The following is an 18,563-nucleotide window of genomic DNA, read 5'->3' as shown; positions in this document are numbered from 1 at the left end:
GCGTGTCCATGAGGGAGTTGTGGCGGATCCCCGACGGTTCCGGCCGGTCGCCACGGAGCTGGTGCGCCGCGCGCGGCAGGCGGCCGACCCCGCCGCCCTGGCCCTGGCGCTGCGCGCGCTCGCCTGGGCCGAACGCGCCCGGCTCGCCGACACCGAGGCGAAACGCCTGCTCGACGAGGCCGCCCGGATCGCCCGGCGGCACGGCCTCGACCAGATCGCCGCGGACGTGCTGATGAGCCGCGCCGCCGTCAACCAGGAGCTGGGCCGCATCACGGCCGCCCGGCGCGACCTGGACGCCGCCGGCCCCATCGTCGCCCCGGACCGGGCCGCGGAGCTGGCGTTCCAGCGCGCCGTGCTGCACCAGAACATCGGCCGGCTCGTCGCCGCGGCCGCCGCCTACCGGGGCCTGCTCGCCCGCGCCGGCCTGCCGGAACGCACCCGGGTCATCGCCGCCAACAACCTGTCCATGATCGACGCCCAGCACGGCCGGTACGCCGACGCGCTGCGCCTGCTCGACGACGCCGCCCGGCGCGCCCGCGAGCTGGGTCCCGCCCTGGTCGCGCTGGTCGCCGGCACCCGCGCCTGGGTCACCGTCCACGCCGGCCGCCTCGTCGAGGGCCTGCGGCTGTTCGACGAGGCCGCCGCCGCCCACGAGGCGGCCGGGCTGCCGCTGGGGGAGCACTACGTCGAGTACGCCGACGCCCTCATGGACCTGCGGCTCATCCCCGAGGCCAGCGTCGCCGCCCGGTCCGCCGTCGAGGTGTTCCGGCACAACGGGGTGCCGCTGATGGGCGCCGAGGCGCAACTGCGCGTCGCGCAGCTCGCCCTGCTCGGCGACGACCCGGACGCCGCCGAGGCGGCGTCGGACGCGGCCGCCCGCGACTTCGCCCGGCAGCGGCGCGGCGCGTGGCGGGCGCGGGCCGAGCTGGTGCGCGCCGAGGCCCGGCTGCGCCTCGGCGTCGCCACCGCCGCCGACCTGCGCGCCGCGGCCCGGATCAGCCGCACCCTGGCCGGGCTCGGCACCCGGTCCACCGCCGTGCCCGCGTACACCATCGCCGGGCGCATCGCCGCCGCGCTCGGGCGCACCCGCGACGCCGTCGCCCTCCTGGAGCGCGCCGCCGGCCTCGCCCGCGGCAGCCCCGTGCTGGTGCGGCTGCGCGGCGACGTCGCCGCCGCGATGGCGGCCGGGCTGCGCCACGACGACGGCGCGGTGCTGCGGCACTGCCGCCGCGGCCTGGCCGACCTGGCCCGGCACCGCACCGCCCTGCCGTCGGTGGAGCTGCGCGCGCACGCCTCCGGGCACGGCGCGGAGCTGGGCCAGCTCGGCCTCGGCGTGATGGTGCGCGGCGGGTCGGCCACCCGCGTCCTGGACTGGATGGAACGCACCCGCGCCGCCGCCCTGCTCACCGCCGAGCCCACCCCGGAGCCCGCCCCCGACGCCGCGGTCGGCGACGCCCTCGACGAGTTGCGCGGCGTCGCCGCCGAGCTGGCGCAGCTGTCCACCGACCGGGCCGCCGCCGGCGCGCCCGGCCCGCTGCTGGCCCGCCAGCGCACCATCGAGAACCGGATCCGCCGCGCCACCTGGCACGGCGACGCCCGCTCCGGCGCGGCCGCCGCCGTCGTCCCGCCCGCCCGGCTGCGCGAGCTGCTCGCCGGCCGGGTCCTCGTCGAGTACGGGGTGCTGCACGACCGCCTCGTCGCCGTCGTGGTCGGCCCCCGGCGCAGCCGGCTCGTCGCCCTGGGGCCGCTCGCGCCCGTCCTCGACCAGGTGCGCGCCCTGTTCTTCGCCCTGCGCCGGATGACCCAGCCGATGCCGGAGTCGTCGCTGGCCGCCGCCCGGCTCAGCGCCGACCTGCGGGTGTCCCGGCTGACCGACCTGCTGATCCGCCCGCTCGGCGTGCCGGCCGGCGCCGAGCTGGTCGTGGTGCCCGTCGGCCACCTGCACGGCATCCCGTGGTCGGCGCTGCACGACGCCCCGCTGTCGCTGGCCCCGTCGGCCCGGTTCTGGGCCCGCACCCGCGAGGCCGCCCGCGCGCACGTGCCGCGCGGCGCCACCGTCCTCGTCGAGGGCCCCGACCTGCCCGGCGCCACCGCCGAGGTGCGCCGGCTGCGCGCCCTGCACCCGGACGCCACCGTCGTCACGCCGCCCGGCTCCACCGCGCAGGAGGTGCTGCGGCTGCTCGGCGGCGCCGACCTGGCCCACCTCGCCTGCCACGGCCGGCTGCGCTCCGACAACCCGCTGTTCTCGTCGCTGGTGCTCAGCGACGGCCCGCTCACCGTGCAGGAGCTGGAGACCCGCGGCGCCGCCCCGCACCGGCTCGTCCTGGCGTCCTGCCAGTCCGGCGCCGACGTCAGCTACGCCGGCGACGAGGTGGTCGGCTTCATCAGCTCGCTGCTCGCCCGCGGCACCGCCGGCGTCGTGGCCAGCGTCGCCGCCGTGCCCGACGTCGCCGCCGCGGACCTCATGACCGCCCTGCACGAACGCCTCGCCACCGGCGGCACGCTCGCCCGCGCCCTGTACGACGCGCGGGCCGGCCTCGACCGAACGGCCCCCGACGCCTACGTCAACTGGTGCACGTTCAGCGCCTATGGTGCCGCCTGACGTATCAACGGCCGTCGTGATCGCTCTTGATCCGATGTGGAAGCAGGACACCGCCCCGAGCACATCCCGCCGCACACCGACGGCCGCCGCCAGGTCGCCGTGCTGTTCGCCGACCTGAGCGGCTTCACCGACCTGGTGGAGCGCGCCGAGCCGGAGGTCGTCTACGACGTCGTCCGGCCCCTCATGGACGAGCTGGTGCTGCTCGTGCGGCTGCACGACGGCCAGGTCCAGCAGGTGCTGGGCGACGGCTTCATGTGCGTGTTCGGCCTGCCCGGCTTCACCGGCGACCCCGCCGAGCACGCGGTGCGCGCCGGCCTGTCGCTGGTGGCCGCGGGCGGCCCCCGGCAGGCGCGCCCGGCCGTGCACGTCGGCGTCGAGTACGGCGAGGTCCTCGTGACCCGCTCCTGGGACCCGGCCGCGTACGGCGTCTGGGGCCGCGCCGTCAACCTGGCCAAGCGCCTCTGCGACACCGCCGGCCCCGGCGAGCTCGCCGTCGGCCCGGCCGCGCACGCCCGCGCCCGCACCCCGGGCGCCCGTCCGGTCCGCGTCCGGCTGAAGGGCGTCGCCGATGCGGTGCTGTCCCACCGGCTGACCCCGGCCGCCCTCCCGCTCGCCGTGCCCGCCCTGGCGGCCGCGAGCTGACCCGACCCGCGGCGCCGCCCACCGGGGGGTGGGGGCGCGCCGCCCACCCGGCGGCCCGGTCCGGCCCTACGGACCCCCGCCGCCGGCCCGTCGCGGCGCCGCCCTGGGGGCAGGCGGCGCCGCGACCAGGGCCGCCCGGCAGACTCGGACCGTGACCTCGGTAGACGAGCCCGACGTTCCGGTCGGGCGCTGGTCGGTGTGCGCCTCGGACGCCAACCTCAGGACCCCGCCCGAGCCGGGTAGGCCCGGCAACCGGCCGCCGGGGGAGGACCTCGACCTTGCCCTGGGCTGGGATCGCTTCGAGAAGCTGATCCTCGCCGTCGCCCGCGGAACGCTCGGCCTGCGAGGCATGACATTTCGCCGGTACGGCGTCCAGGGACAGGCGCAGCACGGCATCGACCTGGCCGGGCGGGATACGGACGGCCGGTGGACCGTCATCCAGTGCAAGGACTACCACACGTTCACGGCCGGGCATCTGCGCGCCGCCGTCGAGACGTTCGCCGCCGGGCGCCGCCCGTTCGGCGCGCGCCACCTGATCGTGGCGACGTCGGCGCAGACGGAGGCAACCCAGCTGGCGGATGAGCTGGCCCGGCTTCAGGACGCGCATCCCGACTTCGAGCTGGACCTGTGGGGCGCGGAGCAGATCAACGAGCTGCTGCGCAGCCTCGGTGACGTGGTGGCCCGGTTCTGGACGCGCGAGACGGCGCGGACGTTCTGCACGGGGGCCCCGCCACCCGGTGTGCCGGTACCCGCACCGGACCGCCAGGCCCAGGCGGAACGCATCCTCGTCGGTCCTCTCGCCACCGGCGACGTGCTGCCGCTGCTGCGCGAGGCGGACCGGCGGCGGCCGGCCGAGCCCGAGGCGGCGGCCCGGTTGTACGGCGACGTGGCGACGCGGCTCAGCGACGACGGTTTCCGTGGCCACAGCGTCCTGCTGCGTAACCGTCAGCTCGACGCGCTGGCGGCCGCCGGCCTTCGTAGTGCCGCCGCGGACCTCGCGGCCGAGCTGGCGGTTGGCGCGCTGGAGCTCGGGGACCGCATGACTGCCAAGGGCCTGTCCTCGCGCACTGCCGAGTTGGATGGCGGGGCCCACGCGGAGGTGATCGGGGCTGCGCTGTCGTACACCGGCGACCCGATCGCCCGTCCGAACGAGTTGGTCGAAGCGCTATCACGGGCGACCGTCTCCTATCGCCCCCGCCTCGTGCTGCTGCTCGCAGAGGGTGTGTTCGCCACCGACGGCGTCGCGCCCGTCGAGCTGGACGACCTGATCGGATCGGCGGTGGCTCACGCGGACGCGGACGTCGCGCTGCGACTGCGGCTGGTACGTGCCGAGTACGACTCCGCTGAGCGGCGGACTCTGCTGCGGTCAGCCCGGCGGCATCAGGTTCCCGGCCGCGCCGCCGCGCTCATCAGCGCCCGGGAGGCTCGGCGCTGCGCCCTGGAGAGCCGGGCGGAGGAGGCTGTCGACGCCTGGCGCGACGCGGTCCACGACGGCATCCATGACGGCCTGGCAGAGGACGCGGCCGACTGGCTCTACGCCCTCCGAGCAGTCAAGGTCCAGTTCGGTCCGGTGACCGGCGACATCGACGAGGAACATCGACTGGCTCAAGCCGTCCGAACCACCGGAACGGCGCGGTTGATCGACCGCGCCCGCCGCCCTGCTGAGCACGCCCGGGCGGCGATCCTGGCGAACCGCCCGATCGAGGCAGTGTTGGCCGCCCGGCGCTGGCTGGTCGATGCGGTCGTGACCGGTAGCTGGGCCGACGAGATGGAGGCTCTGGAGTTCCTTGGCGACGTCTATTGCGACACGACCGAACTCGACCGCGCCGCCGTCTGCTATCAACGGGCCGGCCGCGCACAGAAGCTGATCGCCCTTGCCGGCCGTGCAGGTGACCGGCTCTTGCCGTCCGGCCCGCTGGGCGGGGAACCCTGGTGGGTGTTGCGGGCTCGTGCCGCCCTGGCGGCGGCACAAGCTGATCTGATCGGGGACGCGGCGGCCGCAGGATTGCTCGGGGAGCTCACCGGCCTGGTCGCCCGCGGCCAGGCCGGTGAGGTGGTGGAGTCCCCGCGATCAGAGCTCACCGTCGCCGCAGAGGACGCCGCGTGCGCGCTGGCCCACCGCGGCACCGCGCAGCAGGCCACCGCCGTGCTGAACCTCATGGCCGGCCGGCGCAGGTTCGGTGACCGCGCACACGCCCGCGCCTGCGTCGAGATCGCCGTCGCCCATCCGAGCCTCACGGTGCCGGCGCTGACCCGCCTGATCGAGCTGGCAGCCGGGGACGTCCAGGCGGCACTCAAGCTCACCGTCGACGACCGCGTGCTCGGTCTGCTGCCCGGCCACCCGGAGCTGGTCACGCAGGCCATGCGGCTTGCCGACGCCGGTCTGTACCTGTCCGATGTGCTCCGGCGTGAGCTCCAGCCCGACCACCCGGCGGTAAAGGCCGACGCCGCGGCGGCCCGCGACCGCATCCTGGCGCGGCAGTCCCCGGAACCGGGCCACGCTGAGATCGGCTCTCGGCTCGTCACCGACGCGTACCTCACCGGTGTACTCGGTGCCGGCGACCGGAGGTCATGCCTGGACCGGCTGCTCGACATCGCCGAAGACACCCGGGAGACCGCCGCAAACCGGCAGGAAGCGCTCGTGGCCGCCCGCAACCTCGTGGCAGCCGAGACCCCTGAGGACAGGGCGGGTGTGTTCGCGCGGGCCCGGGCCTTCGTCATCGGCGAGCGTGACGGCAGCGCCTTCGACGGCGAGCTCACCGGCCCCGCGCATCCATTGAGCTTCCTGCGCGTCGAGGGCGGCACGGCGAGCCTGCGCGGCGACGGCCTCTACCTGGCGGTCGGTTGCGCCGACACCGACGTCGAGCGGCAATGGGTGCGCGACCGGGCCGTCGAGCTTCTCCGGAGTCCTGATCCAGCGCTGGTGCACGCCGGGGCCGTTGCCCTGTCGGAGCTGCCGGCTGCCGACACTCATGACGTCGACCCGGCGCTGCTGGCCGCGCACGACAGCCCGGGCGTGCGGGAGATGAGCGCGATCCTCTGCGTGCGCCGGCCCGTCCGGTACCGGGACACCGCGATGGCGCTCGCCCGGGACCCCGAAGCTCGCGTCCGCCGCACGTTGGCCGAGGCCGCCGCACGCGCCGATCCGGTTACCACCGGCGAGATCATGTCGGTGCTCGCGGCCGACGTGCGGCACAGCGTCCGTGCGGCGGTGCCCAGAGGGCATACGGCCGCTGACCCGCCCTGACCGGCGCGGGGGAGGGCGGCTATGCCGGAGGTTCAGGTCGGGTTTCCCGCCGCGGGCGGATTCGGCGGTCCCGATCGGCCGGGACGCTGGTGCCATGACGCAGACACTCGTTCCCGATGCCCCGTTCCACCGTCTCGGCACCCGCGACCGGCGGGGCCGGGCCTGGCTGTCCCTGCTGTTCGTCGTCGGCGCGATCGTCGGGGCGGGCGCGATCGCGCTGACCGTCGTCGCCGGGTGGGGGCTGGTCGCCGGCGACCCGTCGGACGGCGAGCTGTTCGCCGGGTTCGGCAGCGGGTCTTCGCTGACGGACGTGGTGATCGCGTTCGGCAGCGTTGCCGTGCTGCTGCCGATCATTCTGCTGGCGGTGCGGCTGGTGCAGGAGCGGCCCGCCGGCAGCCTGTCGTCGGTGACCGGGCGGGTGCGGTGGGGCTGGCTGGGCCGGTGCCTGGCGGTGGCGGTGCCGGCGATCGGCCTGGTCCTCGCCGGCGCCTACTGGCTGGCCCCCGACGACGGCACCACGGCGGTGTGGGTGGGCTGGGAGCGGTTCGCGCTGTCCGCCGCGCTGCTGCTGCCGGTCGTGGCGGCGCAGTCCGCCGCCGAGGAGTACGTGTTCCGCGGGTGGCTGCTGCAGGCGTTCGGCAACCTGCTGCGCAACCCGGTGGTGCCGATCGTGGTGCAGGCGCTGCTGTTCGCCGCCCTGCACGGGTGGGGCACCCCGTGGGGCTTCGTGGACCTGACCTGGTTCGGTGTGCTGGCCGGCTGGCTGTGCGTGCGCACCGGCGGCATCGAGGCCGCGGTCGCGCTGCACGTCGCGAACAACGGCGTCATGCTCGCGGTGGCCGCCGCGACGGGGCTGCTCAGCGTCGACCAGACCGCCGCGGACATGCCGTGGCAGGTCGCCGCGGTCAGCATGACCGTCACGACGGCGTACACGCTGGTGGTGCTCGCCTGGTCGCGGCGCCGCGGCCTGGCGGTGCGGTCGGCGCCGGCGCCCGCCGCGGAACCGGCGCTGGCGCTGGCCGCGTGAGGAAGACTGGCGCACATGGCCGACAACACTCGTGACCTCGAGGACGGGATCGTGCGCGACTTCACGGTCAACCTGTCCTACGGGCGCTACCTGCGGCTCGACCAGCTGCTCAGCGCCCAGCACCCGGTCAGCCGCCCCGTCCACCACGACGAGCTGCTGTTCATCCTCCAGCACCAGACCTCGGAGCTGTGGCTGAAGCTGGTGCTGCACGAGCTGCGCGCGGTCCGCGAGCTGCTCGCCGCCGACGACCTGCGCCCCGCCCTCAAGGGGCTGGCCCGGGTCAAGCACATCCAGCGCTGCCTCACCGAGCAGTGGTCGGTGCTGGCCACCCTCACCCCCAGCGAGTACGCCGAGTTCCGCAGCTTCCTCGGCACCTCGTCGGGCTTCCAGTCCTACCAGTACCGGGCGGTCGAGTTCCTGCTCGGCAACAAGGACCGCCGGATGCTGGCCGTCTTCGACGACGACCCGGCCGCGCACGCGATGCTGACCGAGGCGCTGGAGCAGACCACCGTGTACGACGAGTTCCTGCGCTGGCTGGCCCGGCAGGGCCACGCCGTCCCGGCGGAGCTGCTGGACCGGGACGTGACCCGGGCGCACGAGTTCACGCCGGCGCTGGTGCCGGTCTTCACCCGCATCTACGCCGCCGCCGAGGAGCACTGGGCCGCGTACGAGGCGTGCGAGGAGCTGGTCGACCTGGAGGACAACTTCCAGCTGTGGCGGTTCCGGCACCTCAAGACGGTGGAGCGCACCATCGGGGTGCAGCGCGGCACAGGCGGCTCCAGCGGGGCGGGTTTCCTGCGCAAGGCGCTGGACCTGACGTTCTTCCCGGAGCTGTACGCCGTGCGCACGGAACTGCCGTGGACGGCGCCGTCGTGACCGGATCGGTCCGCCGGGCGGCCCGATGGTGCGTTGCGCGCCCGCCCCGGCGGCGGCGAGGATCGACGGCATGACCAGCGCGCTCGTCGTCATCGACGTCCAGGAGTCCTTCCGCCGCCGCCCCAGCTGGGCCCTCGTCGACAACCCGGAGATCGCCGACCGGGTGCAGCGGCTGGTGGCCGCCGCCCGGGCCCGCGGCGAGCTGGTGGTGTGGGTGCTGCACAGCGAGCCGGGCACCGGCACCGTGTTCGACCCGGAGCTGGGCCACGTGCGCCCGATGGCCGGGCTGGAGCCCGCCTCCGGCGAGCCGACCCTGGTGAAGACGTCGGCGAACGCGTTCACGACGACGGGCCTGCAGCAGCTGCTCACCCGGCACGGGGTGGGCGAGCTGACGGTGTGCGGCATCCGCACCGAGCAGTGCTGCGAGACGACGGCCCGGCTGGCCGCCGACCTGGGCTACGCCGTCACGTTCGTCGCCGACGCCACCGCCACGTTCCCCATCGAGCACCCGGACGCGCCGCCCGGCCGCACGATCGAGGAGGTCATGGCCGACCCGCGCACGCTGTCCGCCGCCGCGGTCGCCGAGCGCACCCGCTACGTCCTGGCCGGGCGCTTCGCCACGCTGCGCACGGTCGACGAGGTCGCGGGCGTACCGGCGGGGGTGTGACCGGATCGTGCCCCGGGTGGTCTTCCTGCTGGCGCCGGGCCTGCACCTGCTCGACCTGGCCGGCCCGGCCCAGGTCTTCGGCACCGCCGGCGACCTCGGGCTGGGCTGGCAGCTGAGCTACGTCGCCGAGACCGCCGACGTGCCGACCGCGCAGGGCCTGCCGGTGCGGGCCGGCACGGCGTGGCCGGAGCTGGCGCCCGCCGACCTCGTCGTCGTGCCGGGCTGGCGGGCCGGCGCCGCCTGGCCGAACCCGCTGGGCGCCGCCGCGCTCGACCGGCTCCGGGCGCACCACGACGCGGGCGGCACGGTGGCGTCGGTGTGCGCGGGCGCGGACGCGCTCGGCCGGGCCGGGCTGCTCGACGGCCGCCGCTGCACCACCCACCACGACCTGCAGGACGTGCTGGCCCGGCGGTACCCGCGCGCCGCCGTGGTGCGCGACGTGCTGTACGTCGTCGACGACCGGGTGGTCACGTCCGCCGGCATCGCCAGCGGCATCGACCTGGCGCTGCACCTGGTCGCGGTCCGGCACGGCCCGGCGGCCGCGGCCCGCGTCGCCCGCCAGATGGTCGTGTACGCCCGGCGCAACGGCGACGAGCAGCAGGCCAGCGCCATGCTGCGGCACCGCGGCCACCTCAGCGACGTGGTGCACCGGGTGCAGGACACCATCGACGCCCGGTTCGCCGAGCCGCTGCCGCTGGGCGGGCTGGCCGCCGCGTCCGGGGTCAGCGAGCGCACCCTGACCCGGCTGTTCACCGCCGCGACCGGGCACACCCCGCTGCGCTACCAGCAGCGGCTGCGGACCGAACGCGCCGAGTACCTGATCGGCCAGGGCGCGACCGTGGAGGCGGCGGCCCGCGCCGTCGGGTTCACCGACCCGCGGATGCTGCGCCGGCTGCGCGGGCGCGCTCAGGACGCGATGAGGTCCGCGTAGTCGGCGACGGTCAGCGGACCCTCGGCCAGCGAGCCGTCGGAGCGCGGCACCCGCAGCGGCTCGCCGCCCGCGGTGAACGACACCGTGCCCACCTCCGGCCGGGTGCCGAGGGTGCAGACGATCTGCCCGAAGGCGAGCACCTCGTCGCTGCGCGCCCCGGCCGCGGACCGGCCGCCCACCTCCACGGTGGCGCGGCCGCCGGCCAGGGCGACCGTCGCCGTCGTGGTGGTGCCGGTCAGCGCGCTGGACAGCCCGTCGGCGACCTCCGCCGCGGTCGGCCCGGCCAGCAGGTCGCGCAGCAGCTCCTGCTCCGACGGCGCCGCCTCGACCCGGCGCAGCACCCGCACCAGCCGGCCGTCGCGCACCAGGCACAGCCGCTCGGCCACCGGCCCGGGCGCGCCGGAGGCGGGCGGGCCCGAGCGGTACAGGTCCGGGCCGCCCTCGACGGGGCGCGGCCCGTCGTCCAGCGGCACCCCGCACCCGCCGGCCGACAGCGCCGCCGCGAGAACCCCGGCGGCGAGCCACCGCCGGCTCACGGGGCGCACTCCGGCAGGTCGACCCGGAACCGGGCGCCGCCGCCGGGCCGGTCCAGCACCTGCACGGTGCCGCCGTGCGCGGCCGCGTGCCGGGTCACCAGGGCCAGGCCCAGGCCGGTGCCCGCGCCGTCCTTGCGCGCCCCGGACGACCGCCCGCGCACGAACCGGTCGAAGATCACCGGCTTGTCCTCGGCGCTGACGCCCGGCCCCTCGTCGTCCACCTCGATGCGGCCCCGGTCGCCGTCGAACGCCAGCCGCACCGCCGTCGCCCCGCCGCCGTACGCGGCCGCGTTGTCGAGCAGGTTGCCCAGCAGCTGCTCGATGCGCCGCCGGTCGACCCGCCACACGTACGACCCGGGGGTCACCACGTCCTCCGGCACGCCGTGCTCGGCGCACACCCGCCGGGCCAGCTGCGCCACGTCGACCGGGCCCCGGCGGGCCGGCTGGTCGCTGCGGGCCAGTTCGAGCAGGTCGTTGACCAGGCTCTGGAACCGGGCCACCTCGTCGGCGACCAGCCCGGCGGCGGTGGCCGACCGCTCGTCGAGGCGGTCCGCGCGCCGGGTGAGGACGCTGGCCGCGGCGGCGAGGGTCTGCAACGGCGAGCGCAGCTCGTGGCTGACGTCGGCGGCGAAGCGCCGGTCGCGTTCCAGCCGCGCCGACAGCTCGTCGACCATGTGGTTGAACGAGGTGCTGAGCCGCGCCAGGTCGGGCTCCGCGGCCGGGTCGAGCCGGGCGTCGGAGCGCCCGCCCGCGATCTCCTGCGCGGCGTCGGCGACCCGGGTCAGCGGGCGCAGCACGTACCTCGTGGCGTACCAGCCCAGCCCCGCGCCCGCCGCGCCGGTGCCCGCCGCCACCAGCGTCAGCACCAGCGTCAGCACCCGCAGCGTCTGCTCCAGCTCGCGCAGCGAGTCGATCTCGTAGTAGACGGTGTCCGGCGCCAGCGGCACCGCCACGACCAGCGCGGCCACCCCGTCGGCGCGGACCCGCTGCACCACCGGCCGGCCCTGCGCGGCCCGCTGCTGCAGCTCGGCGGGGATGGCGCCGGTCGCGCCGGTGTCGGCCTGCCGGGCGTACCAGACGTCGCCGCGGCGCAGCACCGCCCGCCGGTCCTCGCCGGTGTCGAGCGTGCGCAGCACCGCGCTGATGTTCTCCGGCCGCGCCCCGGCGCCGACGCCCTCGCGCACGATGGCCGCGTCGTAGTAGGCGGCCCGCACCGCCGTCGCCTCCCGCTCGGCCAGCAGCGACTGCCGGGTGATCTGGTACGACACCAGCGCCATCACGGCCGACAGCCCGAGCGCGCCCGCGGTGAAGCCGGCCGTCACCCGGGCGCGCAGCCCGGCGCGTCTCATCGCTGCAGCTTGTAGCCGAGCCCGCGCACCGTCACCAGGTGCCGCGGCGAGCCGGAGTCGTCCTCGATCTTCTGCCGCAGCCGCCCCACGTGCACGTCGACGAGCCGCTCGTCGCCGCCGTCGTACTGCCACACCCGCTGGAGCAGCTGCTGGCGCGACAGCACCCGGCCGGCGTGCTCGGCCAGCTCGCAGAGCAGCTGGAACTCGGTGCGGGTGACCGCGACCGCCGCGCCGCGCTTGCGCACCTCGCCCGCCTCGGGGGAGATCTCCAGGTCGCCGAACGTCAGCGTGGGCACCGGGTCGGCGGTGACCGCCCGGGCACGCCGCTTGAGGGCGCGCAGCCGCGCCGACAGCTCCTTGATCGCCACCGGCTTCACCACGTAGTCGTCGGCGCCCGCCTCCAGCGCGGCCACGACGTCGTGGGTGTCGTCGCGGGCGCTGACCACCACGATCGGCACGTCGTCGTCGCGGCGCAGCTGCCGGATGCACTCGAAGCCGTCGATGCCGGGCAGCATGAGGTCGACCAGCACCGTGTCCGCCGGTTCGGACCGCTGCAGCGCCAGGCCCTCCTCGGCGGTGGCCGCGCCGCGGGCGGCGTACCCCTCGTCCTCGAGCGCCAGCACCAGCGACAGGCGGATGCGGTCGTCGTCCTCGATCACCAGAACTCCCGACACGCCCCCCATCATCGCCGGGCGGCGGGCCGGTGACCAGCGGACCGGGCCGTGCGGCCGGACTGTCACGCAACCGTCACACGGCCGCGGAGCACCCGCCACACGCCCGGCCGAACCTGTGTCGTGGGAGGTGGTCGGATTGACCCCGGAGCTGGTGGTGGTCGTGAGCGGGCCGTTCGGCGGGCCGGAGGTGCCCCGCTGGGGCCGCGTGATCACCGAGGCCGCCGACCTGGCGCCCGCCCGGCTCGTCGTCGACCTGGCGGACAGCCCCAGCATCGACGCCGAGGCGATCGTCCTGCTGCTGCAGGTGCACCGGCGGATGGTCTGCGCCGACGGGCGGCTCACGCTGCGCGCCCCCGTGCCGCGGGTGCGCCGGATGCTCGGCCTGGCCCGCGTCGACCACGTGCTGGAGGTGGAGCCGTGACCGCCCCGCCCGCCGAACGCCTCGTCACCCTGGACCTGCTGGCCGACGCCGCCGTGGTGGGGGTGCGCGCCGGCGTCGACGCCGGCGTCACGGGGGAGCTGCGCGCCGCCCTCACCGCCGCCGTCGACGGCCCCGGCCACGTCGTGCTCGACCTGGGCGACGCCCCGACCGTCGACCCGGCCGGCCTGGCCCTGATCGTGCGCGCCCACCGCCGGGCCCGCCGCCGCGGGACGGTGCTGTGCCTGGCGGCGCCGTCGCGCTACGTCGTCACGGTGCTGCACACCATGCGCCTGGGCGGGCTGTTCCCCACCTTCGCCGACCGACCGTCGGCGTTGCACTGGCTGCGCACCCTGCCGTAGCGGCGGGCCGGCCGGCGCGCGGGCGCCCGAACCGGGTCGCCCGCGCACCGGGCCGCGCACCCCGAGTCGCCGGGCCCGCGGGGGACTTCGATGGCCGGGCGGCGGGGGTGCCGCGCCTCCGAGCCTGGGCGCCGGACATGGCGGACACCCCCCGGCGTCATGACGGTTCCGTGACGGTCATCGATCGAGGGCCTGCCACCGGGCCACCGCGAGCGGCAGGAACACCGCCACCAGGACGGCCGGCCACAGCACCGCCAGCAGCACCGGGTGCTGCGCCGCCCAGCCGTCGCCGCCCGCGGCCGGGTTGCCGAACAGCTCGCGGGCGGCGTTCGCCGTCGCCGACAGCGGGTTCCACTCCGCGACCGCGCCCAGCCACGCCGGCATCGTGGCGGGGAAGGTGACCGCGCTGGACAGGAAGCCGACCGGCCACACCAGGATCTGCACGGCGGTGAGCAGCTCCGGGTTGCGGCTGACCAGGCCCAGCCAGATGCCGACCCACAGCATCGCGAAGCGCAGCCACAGCAGCAGCGCCACCGCCAGCGCCGCCGAGGCGAGCCCCTCGTGCCACCGCCAGCCCACCGCCAGCCCGCACAGCAGCATGACCAGCAGGCCGGCGGTGGCGTTGAGCATGTCGGCGGCGTTGCGCCCGGCCACCACGGCGGAGCGCGCCATCGGGATCGACCGGAACCGGTCGGTGACCCCGCGGTCGGCGTCCTGGGCCACGGCGGCGAACGTCGTCTCGATGCCGAACACCATGGTCAGCGCGAACATGCCGGGCAGCAGGTACTCGCGGTAGTCGCCGCCGCCGGGCACCGCCATGCCGCCGCCCAGCAGGAACCCGAACATGAGCACCAGCAGCACGGGGAACAGCAGGCCGACGATCACCTGCCCGGGCCGGCGCGTCCAGTGGGTGAGGTTGCGGCGGGTCATCGTCCACCCGTCGGCGAGCGCCCAGATCACGCGTGCTCCTTCGCGGTCAGGTCGAGGAAGACCTCGTCGAGGGTGGGGCGGCGCAGCGCGATGTCGTGCACCGCGACGCCGGCGGCGTCCAGGTCGGCGGCCGCCCGGGTGAGCGCGGCGACCCGGTCGGCCACCCGCACGCTGACGCGCCGCTCGTCGGCGTCCACCTCGGGCTCGCCGTGCGCGGCCAGCACGGCCCGCACCGCCGGCACGCCGGCCGGGTCGGCCGCCACCACGTCGAGCCGGTCGCCGCCGAGGGCGCTCTTGAGCTCGTCGGGGGAGCCGTCGGCGACGACCCGGCCCGCGTCCACCACGGAGATGCGGCCGGCGAGCTGGTCGGCCTCCTCCAGGTACTGGGTGGTGAGCAGCACCGTCGTGCCGTCGGCCACCAGCGAGCGCACCGCCGCCCACACCTCGGTGCGGCCGCGCGGGTCGAGCCCGGTGGTCGGCTCGTCGAGGAACAGCACCTTCGGCGCCCGGATCATCCCGGCCGCCAGGTCGAGCCGCCGCCGCATGCCGCCGGAGTACGCCGCCAGGGGCGTGGCGCCGGCCCCGGTCAGGTCGAACCGGTCGAGCAGCTCGTCCGCCCGCGCCCGGGCCCGGGCCGCGCCGAGGTGGTGCAGCCGGCCGAACATCACCAGGTTCTGCCGGCCCGTGAGCACCTCGTCGACGGCGGCGTGCTGGCCGACCAGCCCGATCGCCGCCCGCACCGCGTCCGGCCGGGACCGCACGTCGTGCCCGGCCACCTCCGCGGTGCCGCCGTCGGGGCGCAGCAGGGTGGTGAGGATGCGGACGGCGGTGGTCTTGCCGGCGCCGTTGGGCCCGAGCAGGCCGTGCACCGTGCCGGCGGCGACGTCGAGGTCCAGGCCGTCGAGCGCGACCCGGCCGGAGTAGCGCTTGCGCAACCCGCGCGTGTGGATCATGCGGACACTCCATTCTTGTACGACGTACGAGATTATAGCTGTACGCCGTACAAGAATGGAAGGGTCAGTCGAGGATCCGGCCGTCGTCGGCGTCGACCTCCACCTCGCGCTCGTCGCCGCCCAGCTCGAACGTCATCTCCCAGACCGGGCCGCCGTCGCGCTCGTCCAGCTCCGCCTCGGTCACCCGGGCCCCGGGGAACGCCTCCTCGACGATCACCGCGGCGTCGGCGGCGTTCACCGCCCGCGGGCCGAACTGCGCGTCCAGCTCGGGATCGATCTCCAGCTCGAAGCCCCGCGGCGCCTCGTCCGCGGGCGGCGCCTCCTCGGCCGGCGGCGCCTCCTCGGCCGGCGGCGCCTCCTCCGCGGGCGGGGGCGGGTCCGCCGGGGGAGCGGCGGGCCCGGGCGCGCCGACCGCCGGCAGCCGCCCCAGGTCGACGGCCGCGCCGGCCACCGCCGATCCGGCCACCGCGAGCCCCGCGCCGATGAGAGTGACCACGACCGCCTTGCGCATACCGACCTCCCTGGATCCGTCGGCGGGAGGTACGGGCCGGCGGGGCCCGGCGGCCGGGCCGCGCCGCGTTCCTGGCCGTCCCCTGGCAGAAATCTGGCCGGGGCCCGGCCCGATCGCGGATGCCCGGGCGGCGCCGCCTTCCCGGTACGGTCGGACGATGACCGAGCACGTCGATGTCCTCATCGTCGGGGCGGGGCTGTCCGGGATCGGCGCCGCCTGCCGCCTCACCCTCGACCGCCCGGGCACCACGTTCGCGATCCTCGAGGCGCGCGACGCGCCGGGCGGCACGTGGGACCTGTTCCGGTACCCCGGCGTCCGCTCGGACTCCGACATGTTCACCCTGGGGTACGCCTTCCGCCCCTGGACGGCGGAGACGTCGATCGCCGACGGCGCCACCATCCTCGACTACATCCGCGCCACCGCCGCCGAGCACGGCGTCGACACCGCCGTCCGGTACGGCGAGCGCGCCGTCACCGCCGCCTGGGCGGACGGCCGGTGGACCGTCACCACCGCCGCCGGCACCGAGCTGACCTGCACGTGGCTGTGGCTGTGCACCGGCTACTACCGCTACGACGAGGGCTACACGCCGCCGCTGCCGGGCGTCGAGGCGTTCGCCGGGCCGGTCGTGCACCCGCAGCACTGGCCCGCCGGCCTGGACGTGACCGGCCGCCGCGTCGTGGTCGTCGGCAGCGGCGCCACCGCGGTCACCCTCGTGCCCGCCCTGGCCCGGCGCGGCGCCGCGCACGTCACGATGCTGCAGCGCTCACCCAGCTACGTGCTGTCGATGCCGGCCCGCGACCGGATCGCCGCCCTGCTGCGCGCGCGCCTGTCGCCGGAGCGCGCGTACCGGCTGATCCGGTGGAAGAACACCCGCACGACCGGCGCGTTCTACCGGCTCAGCCGCCGGGCGCCGCGCCTGGTGCGGGCCCTGCTGCGCCGCGGCGCCCGCCGTCAGCTGCCCGCCGGCTACCCGGTGGACGTCCACTTCGCGCCCCGCTACGACCCATGGGACCAGCGGCTGTGCCTGGTGCCCGACGGCGACCTGTTCCGCGCCCTGTCCGGCGGCCGCGCCTCCGTCGTCACCGACACGATCGCGGGCTTCGACCCGGGCGCCGTCCGCCTCGCCTCCGGCGGCGCCGTCGACGCCGACGTGCTGGTCACCGCCACCGGCCTCAACCTGCTGGCCTTCGGCGGCCTCGCGCTCACCGTCGACGGGGCCGAGGTCGACGTGCCGGGCACCGTCGCCTACAAGGGCATGATGCTGTCCGGCGTGCCCAACCTGTCGTTCACCCTCGGCTACACCAACGCGTCGTGGACGCTGAAGGCCGACCTGGTCGCCGAGCACGTGTGCCGCCTGCTCGCCCACCTGGAGCGGACCGGCGCCGCCGTCGCCACGCCGGCCGCGCCGCCCGGCGGCGGCACCGACCCGCTCATCGACCTGACCTCCGGGTACGTGCTGCGCAGCGCCGCCCGGCTGCCCCGCCAGGGCCGGGTCACCCCGTGGCGGCTGCACCAGGACTACGCCCGCGACGTCCGCCTGCTGCGGCACGGCCCGGTCGACGACGAGGGCCTCGTGTTCACCCCGGCCCCGGCCCGGGTGCCGTGATGCGCCGGCTCGACCTGGCGGGCGGCACCGCCGTGGTGACCGGGGCCGCCTCCGGCATCGGCCGCGCGCTCGCGGCGTCGCTGGCCCGCCGCGGCGCCCACCTGGTCCTGCTCGACCGCGACGCCGACGGCCTCGCCGCCGTGGCGGCCCGCCTCGGCGCCGTGCCGGTGACCACCCACGTCGTCGACCTCGCCGACGCGGACGCCGTCGCCGCGGTGGCCGCCGCGGTGCGCGAGCGGCACCCGCGGATCCGGCTGCTCGTCAACAACGCGGGCGTGGCGCTCAGCGGCCGGTTCGACCAGGTCACCACCGAGGAGTTCGGCTGGGTGATGGACGTCAACTTCCGCGCCACCGTGCTGCTGTGCCACGCCCTGCTGCCCGCCGTCGAGCGCGGCGGGCACATCGTCAACGTGTCCAGCATCTTCGGCATCGCCGCCGTCGCCGGCAACACCGCGTACGTGGCCAGCAAGTTCGCGGTGCGCGGGTTCTCCGAGGCGCTGCGCCAGGAGCTGGCGCCGGCCGGGGTGGGCGTCACCGTGGTGCACCCGGGCGGCGTCAACACCGCCATCGCGGCCACCGCCCGGCGCGGCAGCGGCGTCGAGGAGGCCGAGCATGCCGCCGGCACCCGCGAGTTCAGCCGCCTGCTGCGCATCGACCCGGCCCGCGCCGCCGAGGTGATCCTGCGGGCGGCGGAGCGCCGCCGCGCCCGGGTGCTGGTGGGCTGGTCGGCGAAGCTGCCGGACGCGCTCACCCGGCTGCTGCCCGGCTCGTACGGGCGGCTGATCGAGCGGGCCGCCCGCCGCACGGCCGACCGGGCCGTCAGGGCCACAGCCCGGCGATCAGGCTGATCACCACGAGCTTGACCAGCCAATCGCCCGCGTGGACGGCGGCCGGCCGCCACGGCACCCCGTCGTGCAGCACCGACCCGGCGAGCAGCACCGCGGGGAAGCCGGCCCACAGCAGCAGCCCGGTGCCGGCGGCGGCCGCGGCGCCGCCGGGGTCGAGGCGGCGCAGCAGGATCACGACGACGGTGGCGAGGACGGCGCAGCGCAGCAGCTCCAGCAGCGGGTCGCGGGCCCGGGCGGGCCGGTCGCCGGCGTGGGCGGGGCTGAGCCGGGCGAGGGTGGCGCCGAACGCGGCGTACCAGGCGGCGCCGAGCAGGAACGCCGCCACGGTGGCGACGGCGGCGGCGAGGACGGTCGAGGTCATGGTGGGTGCTCCCCGGATCGGGG

18 protein-coding genes are annotated in these 18,563 nt (G+C 76.6%); 11 read left to right on the top strand and 7 right to left on the bottom strand.

The features are described 5' to 3' along the window. The first annotated feature begins 19 nt into the window (after positions 1-19). From Sya03_RS11105 to Sya03_RS11075, 7 genes are all read left to right on the top strand, one after another. Positions 20-2,602 carry a CHAT domain-containing protein gene (locus Sya03_RS11105; RefSeq protein ID WP_203938155.1) on the top strand — a complete coding sequence of 861 codons (2,583 nt, stop codon included), beginning with the start codon at positions 20-22 and terminating at the stop codon, positions 2,600-2,602. Positions 2,603-2,638: 36 nt separating this feature from the next. Further along, a complete protein-coding gene (locus tag Sya03_RS11100; protein ID WP_203938154.1) occupies positions 2,639-3,244 on the top strand; it encodes an adenylate/guanylate cyclase domain-containing protein in 606 nt (201 codons plus the stop codon). Between the two features lie 151 nt (positions 3,245-3,395). After that, positions 3,396-6,491, top strand: coding sequence for a PDDEXK family nuclease (locus Sya03_RS11095; protein ID WP_203938153.1), 3,096 nt, complete (start codon positions 3,396-3,398; stop codon positions 6,489-6,491). A gap of 94 nt (positions 6,492-6,585) precedes the next feature. Next, positions 6,586-7,518 carry a CPBP family intramembrane glutamic endopeptidase gene (locus Sya03_RS11090; RefSeq protein ID WP_203938152.1) on the top strand — a complete coding sequence of 311 codons (933 nt, stop codon included), beginning with the start codon at positions 6,586-6,588 and terminating at the stop codon, positions 7,516-7,518. A 15-nt stretch (positions 7,519-7,533) separates the two neighbouring features. Further along, positions 7,534-8,394: a tryptophan 2,3-dioxygenase gene (locus tag Sya03_RS11085; protein WP_203938151.1), complete on the top strand. Its 861-nt coding sequence runs from the start codon at positions 7,534-7,536 to the stop codon at positions 8,392-8,394. Between the two features lie 70 nt (positions 8,395-8,464). After that, entirely contained in the window at positions 8,465-9,061 is a 597-nt protein-coding gene (locus Sya03_RS11080) for a cysteine hydrolase family protein (RefSeq protein WP_203938150.1), read from the top strand. 7 nt (positions 9,062-9,068) lie between these two features. After that, positions 9,069-9,992, top strand: coding sequence for a GlxA family transcriptional regulator (locus tag Sya03_RS11075; protein WP_203938149.1), 924 nt, complete (start codon positions 9,069-9,071; stop codon positions 9,990-9,992). Here Sya03_RS11075 and Sya03_RS11070 read toward each other — a convergent pair. From Sya03_RS11070 to Sya03_RS11060, 3 genes are read right to left on the bottom strand one after another with little or no spacing between them, the layout of a single operon-like run. Beyond that, entirely contained in the window at positions 9,968-10,528 is a 561-nt protein-coding gene (locus tag Sya03_RS11070) for a GerMN domain-containing protein (protein ID WP_203938148.1), read from the bottom strand. The genes Sya03_RS11075 and Sya03_RS11070 overlap by 25 nt on opposite strands. Further along, on the bottom strand, positions 10,525-11,877 hold the full coding sequence (locus Sya03_RS11065) for a sensor histidine kinase (RefSeq protein WP_203938147.1): 1,353 nt from the start codon (positions 11,875-11,877) through the stop codon (positions 10,525-10,527). Before Sya03_RS11065 ends, Sya03_RS11070 begins: the two co-directional genes overlap by 4 nt. Beyond that, the gene (locus tag Sya03_RS11060) at positions 11,874-12,551 is read right to left on the bottom strand and encodes a response regulator transcription factor (RefSeq protein ID WP_203938146.1); all 678 of its coding nucleotides are present in this window, start codon (positions 12,549-12,551) and stop codon (positions 11,874-11,876) included. The genes Sya03_RS11065 and Sya03_RS11060 overlap by 4 nt, the downstream gene beginning before the upstream one ends. A gap of 136 nt (positions 12,552-12,687) precedes the next feature. Here Sya03_RS11060 and Sya03_RS11055 point away from each other — a divergent pair, with 136 nt between their 5' ends. Together Sya03_RS11055 and Sya03_RS11050 are read left to right on the top strand one after the other, a co-directional pair. Then, positions 12,688-12,972: an STAS domain-containing protein gene (locus tag Sya03_RS11055; RefSeq protein ID WP_239107336.1), complete on the top strand. Its 285-nt coding sequence runs from the start codon at positions 12,688-12,690 to the stop codon at positions 12,970-12,972. Beyond that, positions 12,969-13,331 (top strand): STAS domain-containing protein, encoded by a 363-nt coding sequence (locus Sya03_RS11050; protein ID WP_239107334.1) that lies wholly within the window; start codon positions 12,969-12,971, stop codon positions 13,329-13,331. The genes Sya03_RS11055 and Sya03_RS11050 overlap by 4 nt, the downstream gene beginning before the upstream one ends. 177 nt (positions 13,332-13,508) lie before the next feature. On the opposite strand, the gene Sya03_RS11045 is transcribed toward Sya03_RS11050, so the two are convergent. The 3 genes from Sya03_RS11045 to Sya03_RS11035 form a co-directional block, all read right to left on the bottom strand. Then, positions 13,509-14,291 carry an ABC transporter permease gene (locus tag Sya03_RS11045; RefSeq protein ID WP_239107332.1) on the bottom strand — a complete coding sequence of 261 codons (783 nt, stop codon included), beginning with the start codon at positions 14,289-14,291 and terminating at the stop codon, positions 13,509-13,511. After that, complete coding sequence (locus Sya03_RS11040; protein WP_203938144.1) at positions 14,288-15,214, bottom strand: ATP-binding cassette domain-containing protein; 927 nt, start codon at positions 15,212-15,214, stop codon at positions 14,288-14,290. The genes Sya03_RS11045 and Sya03_RS11040 overlap by 4 nt, the downstream gene beginning before the upstream one ends. 64 nt (positions 15,215-15,278) lie before the next feature. After that, positions 15,279-15,725, bottom strand: a complete 447-nt coding sequence (locus Sya03_RS11035; protein WP_203938143.1) for a PepSY domain-containing protein — start codon at positions 15,723-15,725, stop codon at positions 15,279-15,281. Positions 15,726-15,882: 157 nt separating this feature from the next. Here Sya03_RS11035 and Sya03_RS11030 point away from each other — a divergent pair, with 157 nt between their 5' ends. Then, positions 15,883-17,331: a flavin-containing monooxygenase gene (locus tag Sya03_RS11030; RefSeq protein WP_203938142.1), complete on the top strand. Its 1,449-nt coding sequence runs from the start codon at positions 15,883-15,885 to the stop codon at positions 17,329-17,331. Further along, positions 17,331-18,179: an SDR family NAD(P)-dependent oxidoreductase gene (locus Sya03_RS11025; RefSeq protein WP_203938141.1), complete on the top strand. Its 849-nt coding sequence runs from the start codon at positions 17,331-17,333 to the stop codon at positions 18,177-18,179. The genes Sya03_RS11030 and Sya03_RS11025 overlap by 1 nt, the downstream gene beginning before the upstream one ends. On the opposite strand, the gene Sya03_RS11020 is transcribed toward Sya03_RS11025, so the two are convergent. After that, complete coding sequence (locus Sya03_RS11020; RefSeq protein WP_203938140.1) at positions 18,151-18,540, bottom strand: DUF1761 domain-containing protein; 390 nt, start codon at positions 18,538-18,540, stop codon at positions 18,151-18,153. The genes Sya03_RS11025 and Sya03_RS11020 overlap by 29 nt on opposite strands. Between the last annotated feature and the right edge of the window lie 23 nt (positions 18,541-18,563).

This window comes from Spirilliplanes yamanashiensis (assembly GCF_016863475.1).
Lineage (GTDB): Bacteria > Actinomycetota > Actinomycetes > Mycobacteriales > Micromonosporaceae > Spirilliplanes > Spirilliplanes yamanashiensis.
Note: the sequence above shows the minus strand (reverse complement) of the source record. Positions and strands in the feature narration are given on the sequence as shown.

Coding starts and splice junctions, on each gene's coding strand:
- Sya03_RS11090 (WP_203938152.1), top strand. CDS start 6,586: ATGACGCAGACACTCGTTCCCGATGCCCCGTTCCACCGTCTCGGCACC.
- Sya03_RS11085 (WP_203938151.1), top strand. CDS start 7,534: ATGGCCGACAACACTCGTGACCTCGAGGACGGGATCGTGCGCGACTTC.
- Sya03_RS11080 (WP_203938150.1), top strand. CDS start 8,465: ATGACCAGCGCGCTCGTCGTCATCGACGTCCAGGAGTCCTTCCGCCGC.
- Sya03_RS11065 (WP_203938147.1), bottom strand. CDS start 11,877: ATGAGACGCGCCGGGCTGCGCGCCCGGGTGACGGCCGGCTTCACCGCG.
- Sya03_RS11040 (WP_203938144.1), bottom strand. CDS start 15,214: ATGATCCACACGCGCGGGTTGCGCAAGCGCTACTCCGGCCGGGTCGCG.
- Sya03_RS11035 (WP_203938143.1), bottom strand. CDS start 15,725: ATGCGCAAGGCGGTCGTGGTCACTCTCATCGGCGCGGGGCTCGCGGTG.
- Sya03_RS11030 (WP_203938142.1), top strand. CDS start 15,883: ATGACCGAGCACGTCGATGTCCTCATCGTCGGGGCGGGGCTGTCCGGG.
- Sya03_RS11025 (WP_203938141.1), top strand. CDS start 17,331: ATGCGCCGGCTCGACCTGGCGGGCGGCACCGCCGTGGTGACCGGGGCC.
- Sya03_RS11020 (WP_203938140.1), bottom strand. CDS start 18,540: ATGACCTCGACCGTCCTCGCCGCCGCCGTCGCCACCGTGGCGGCGTTC.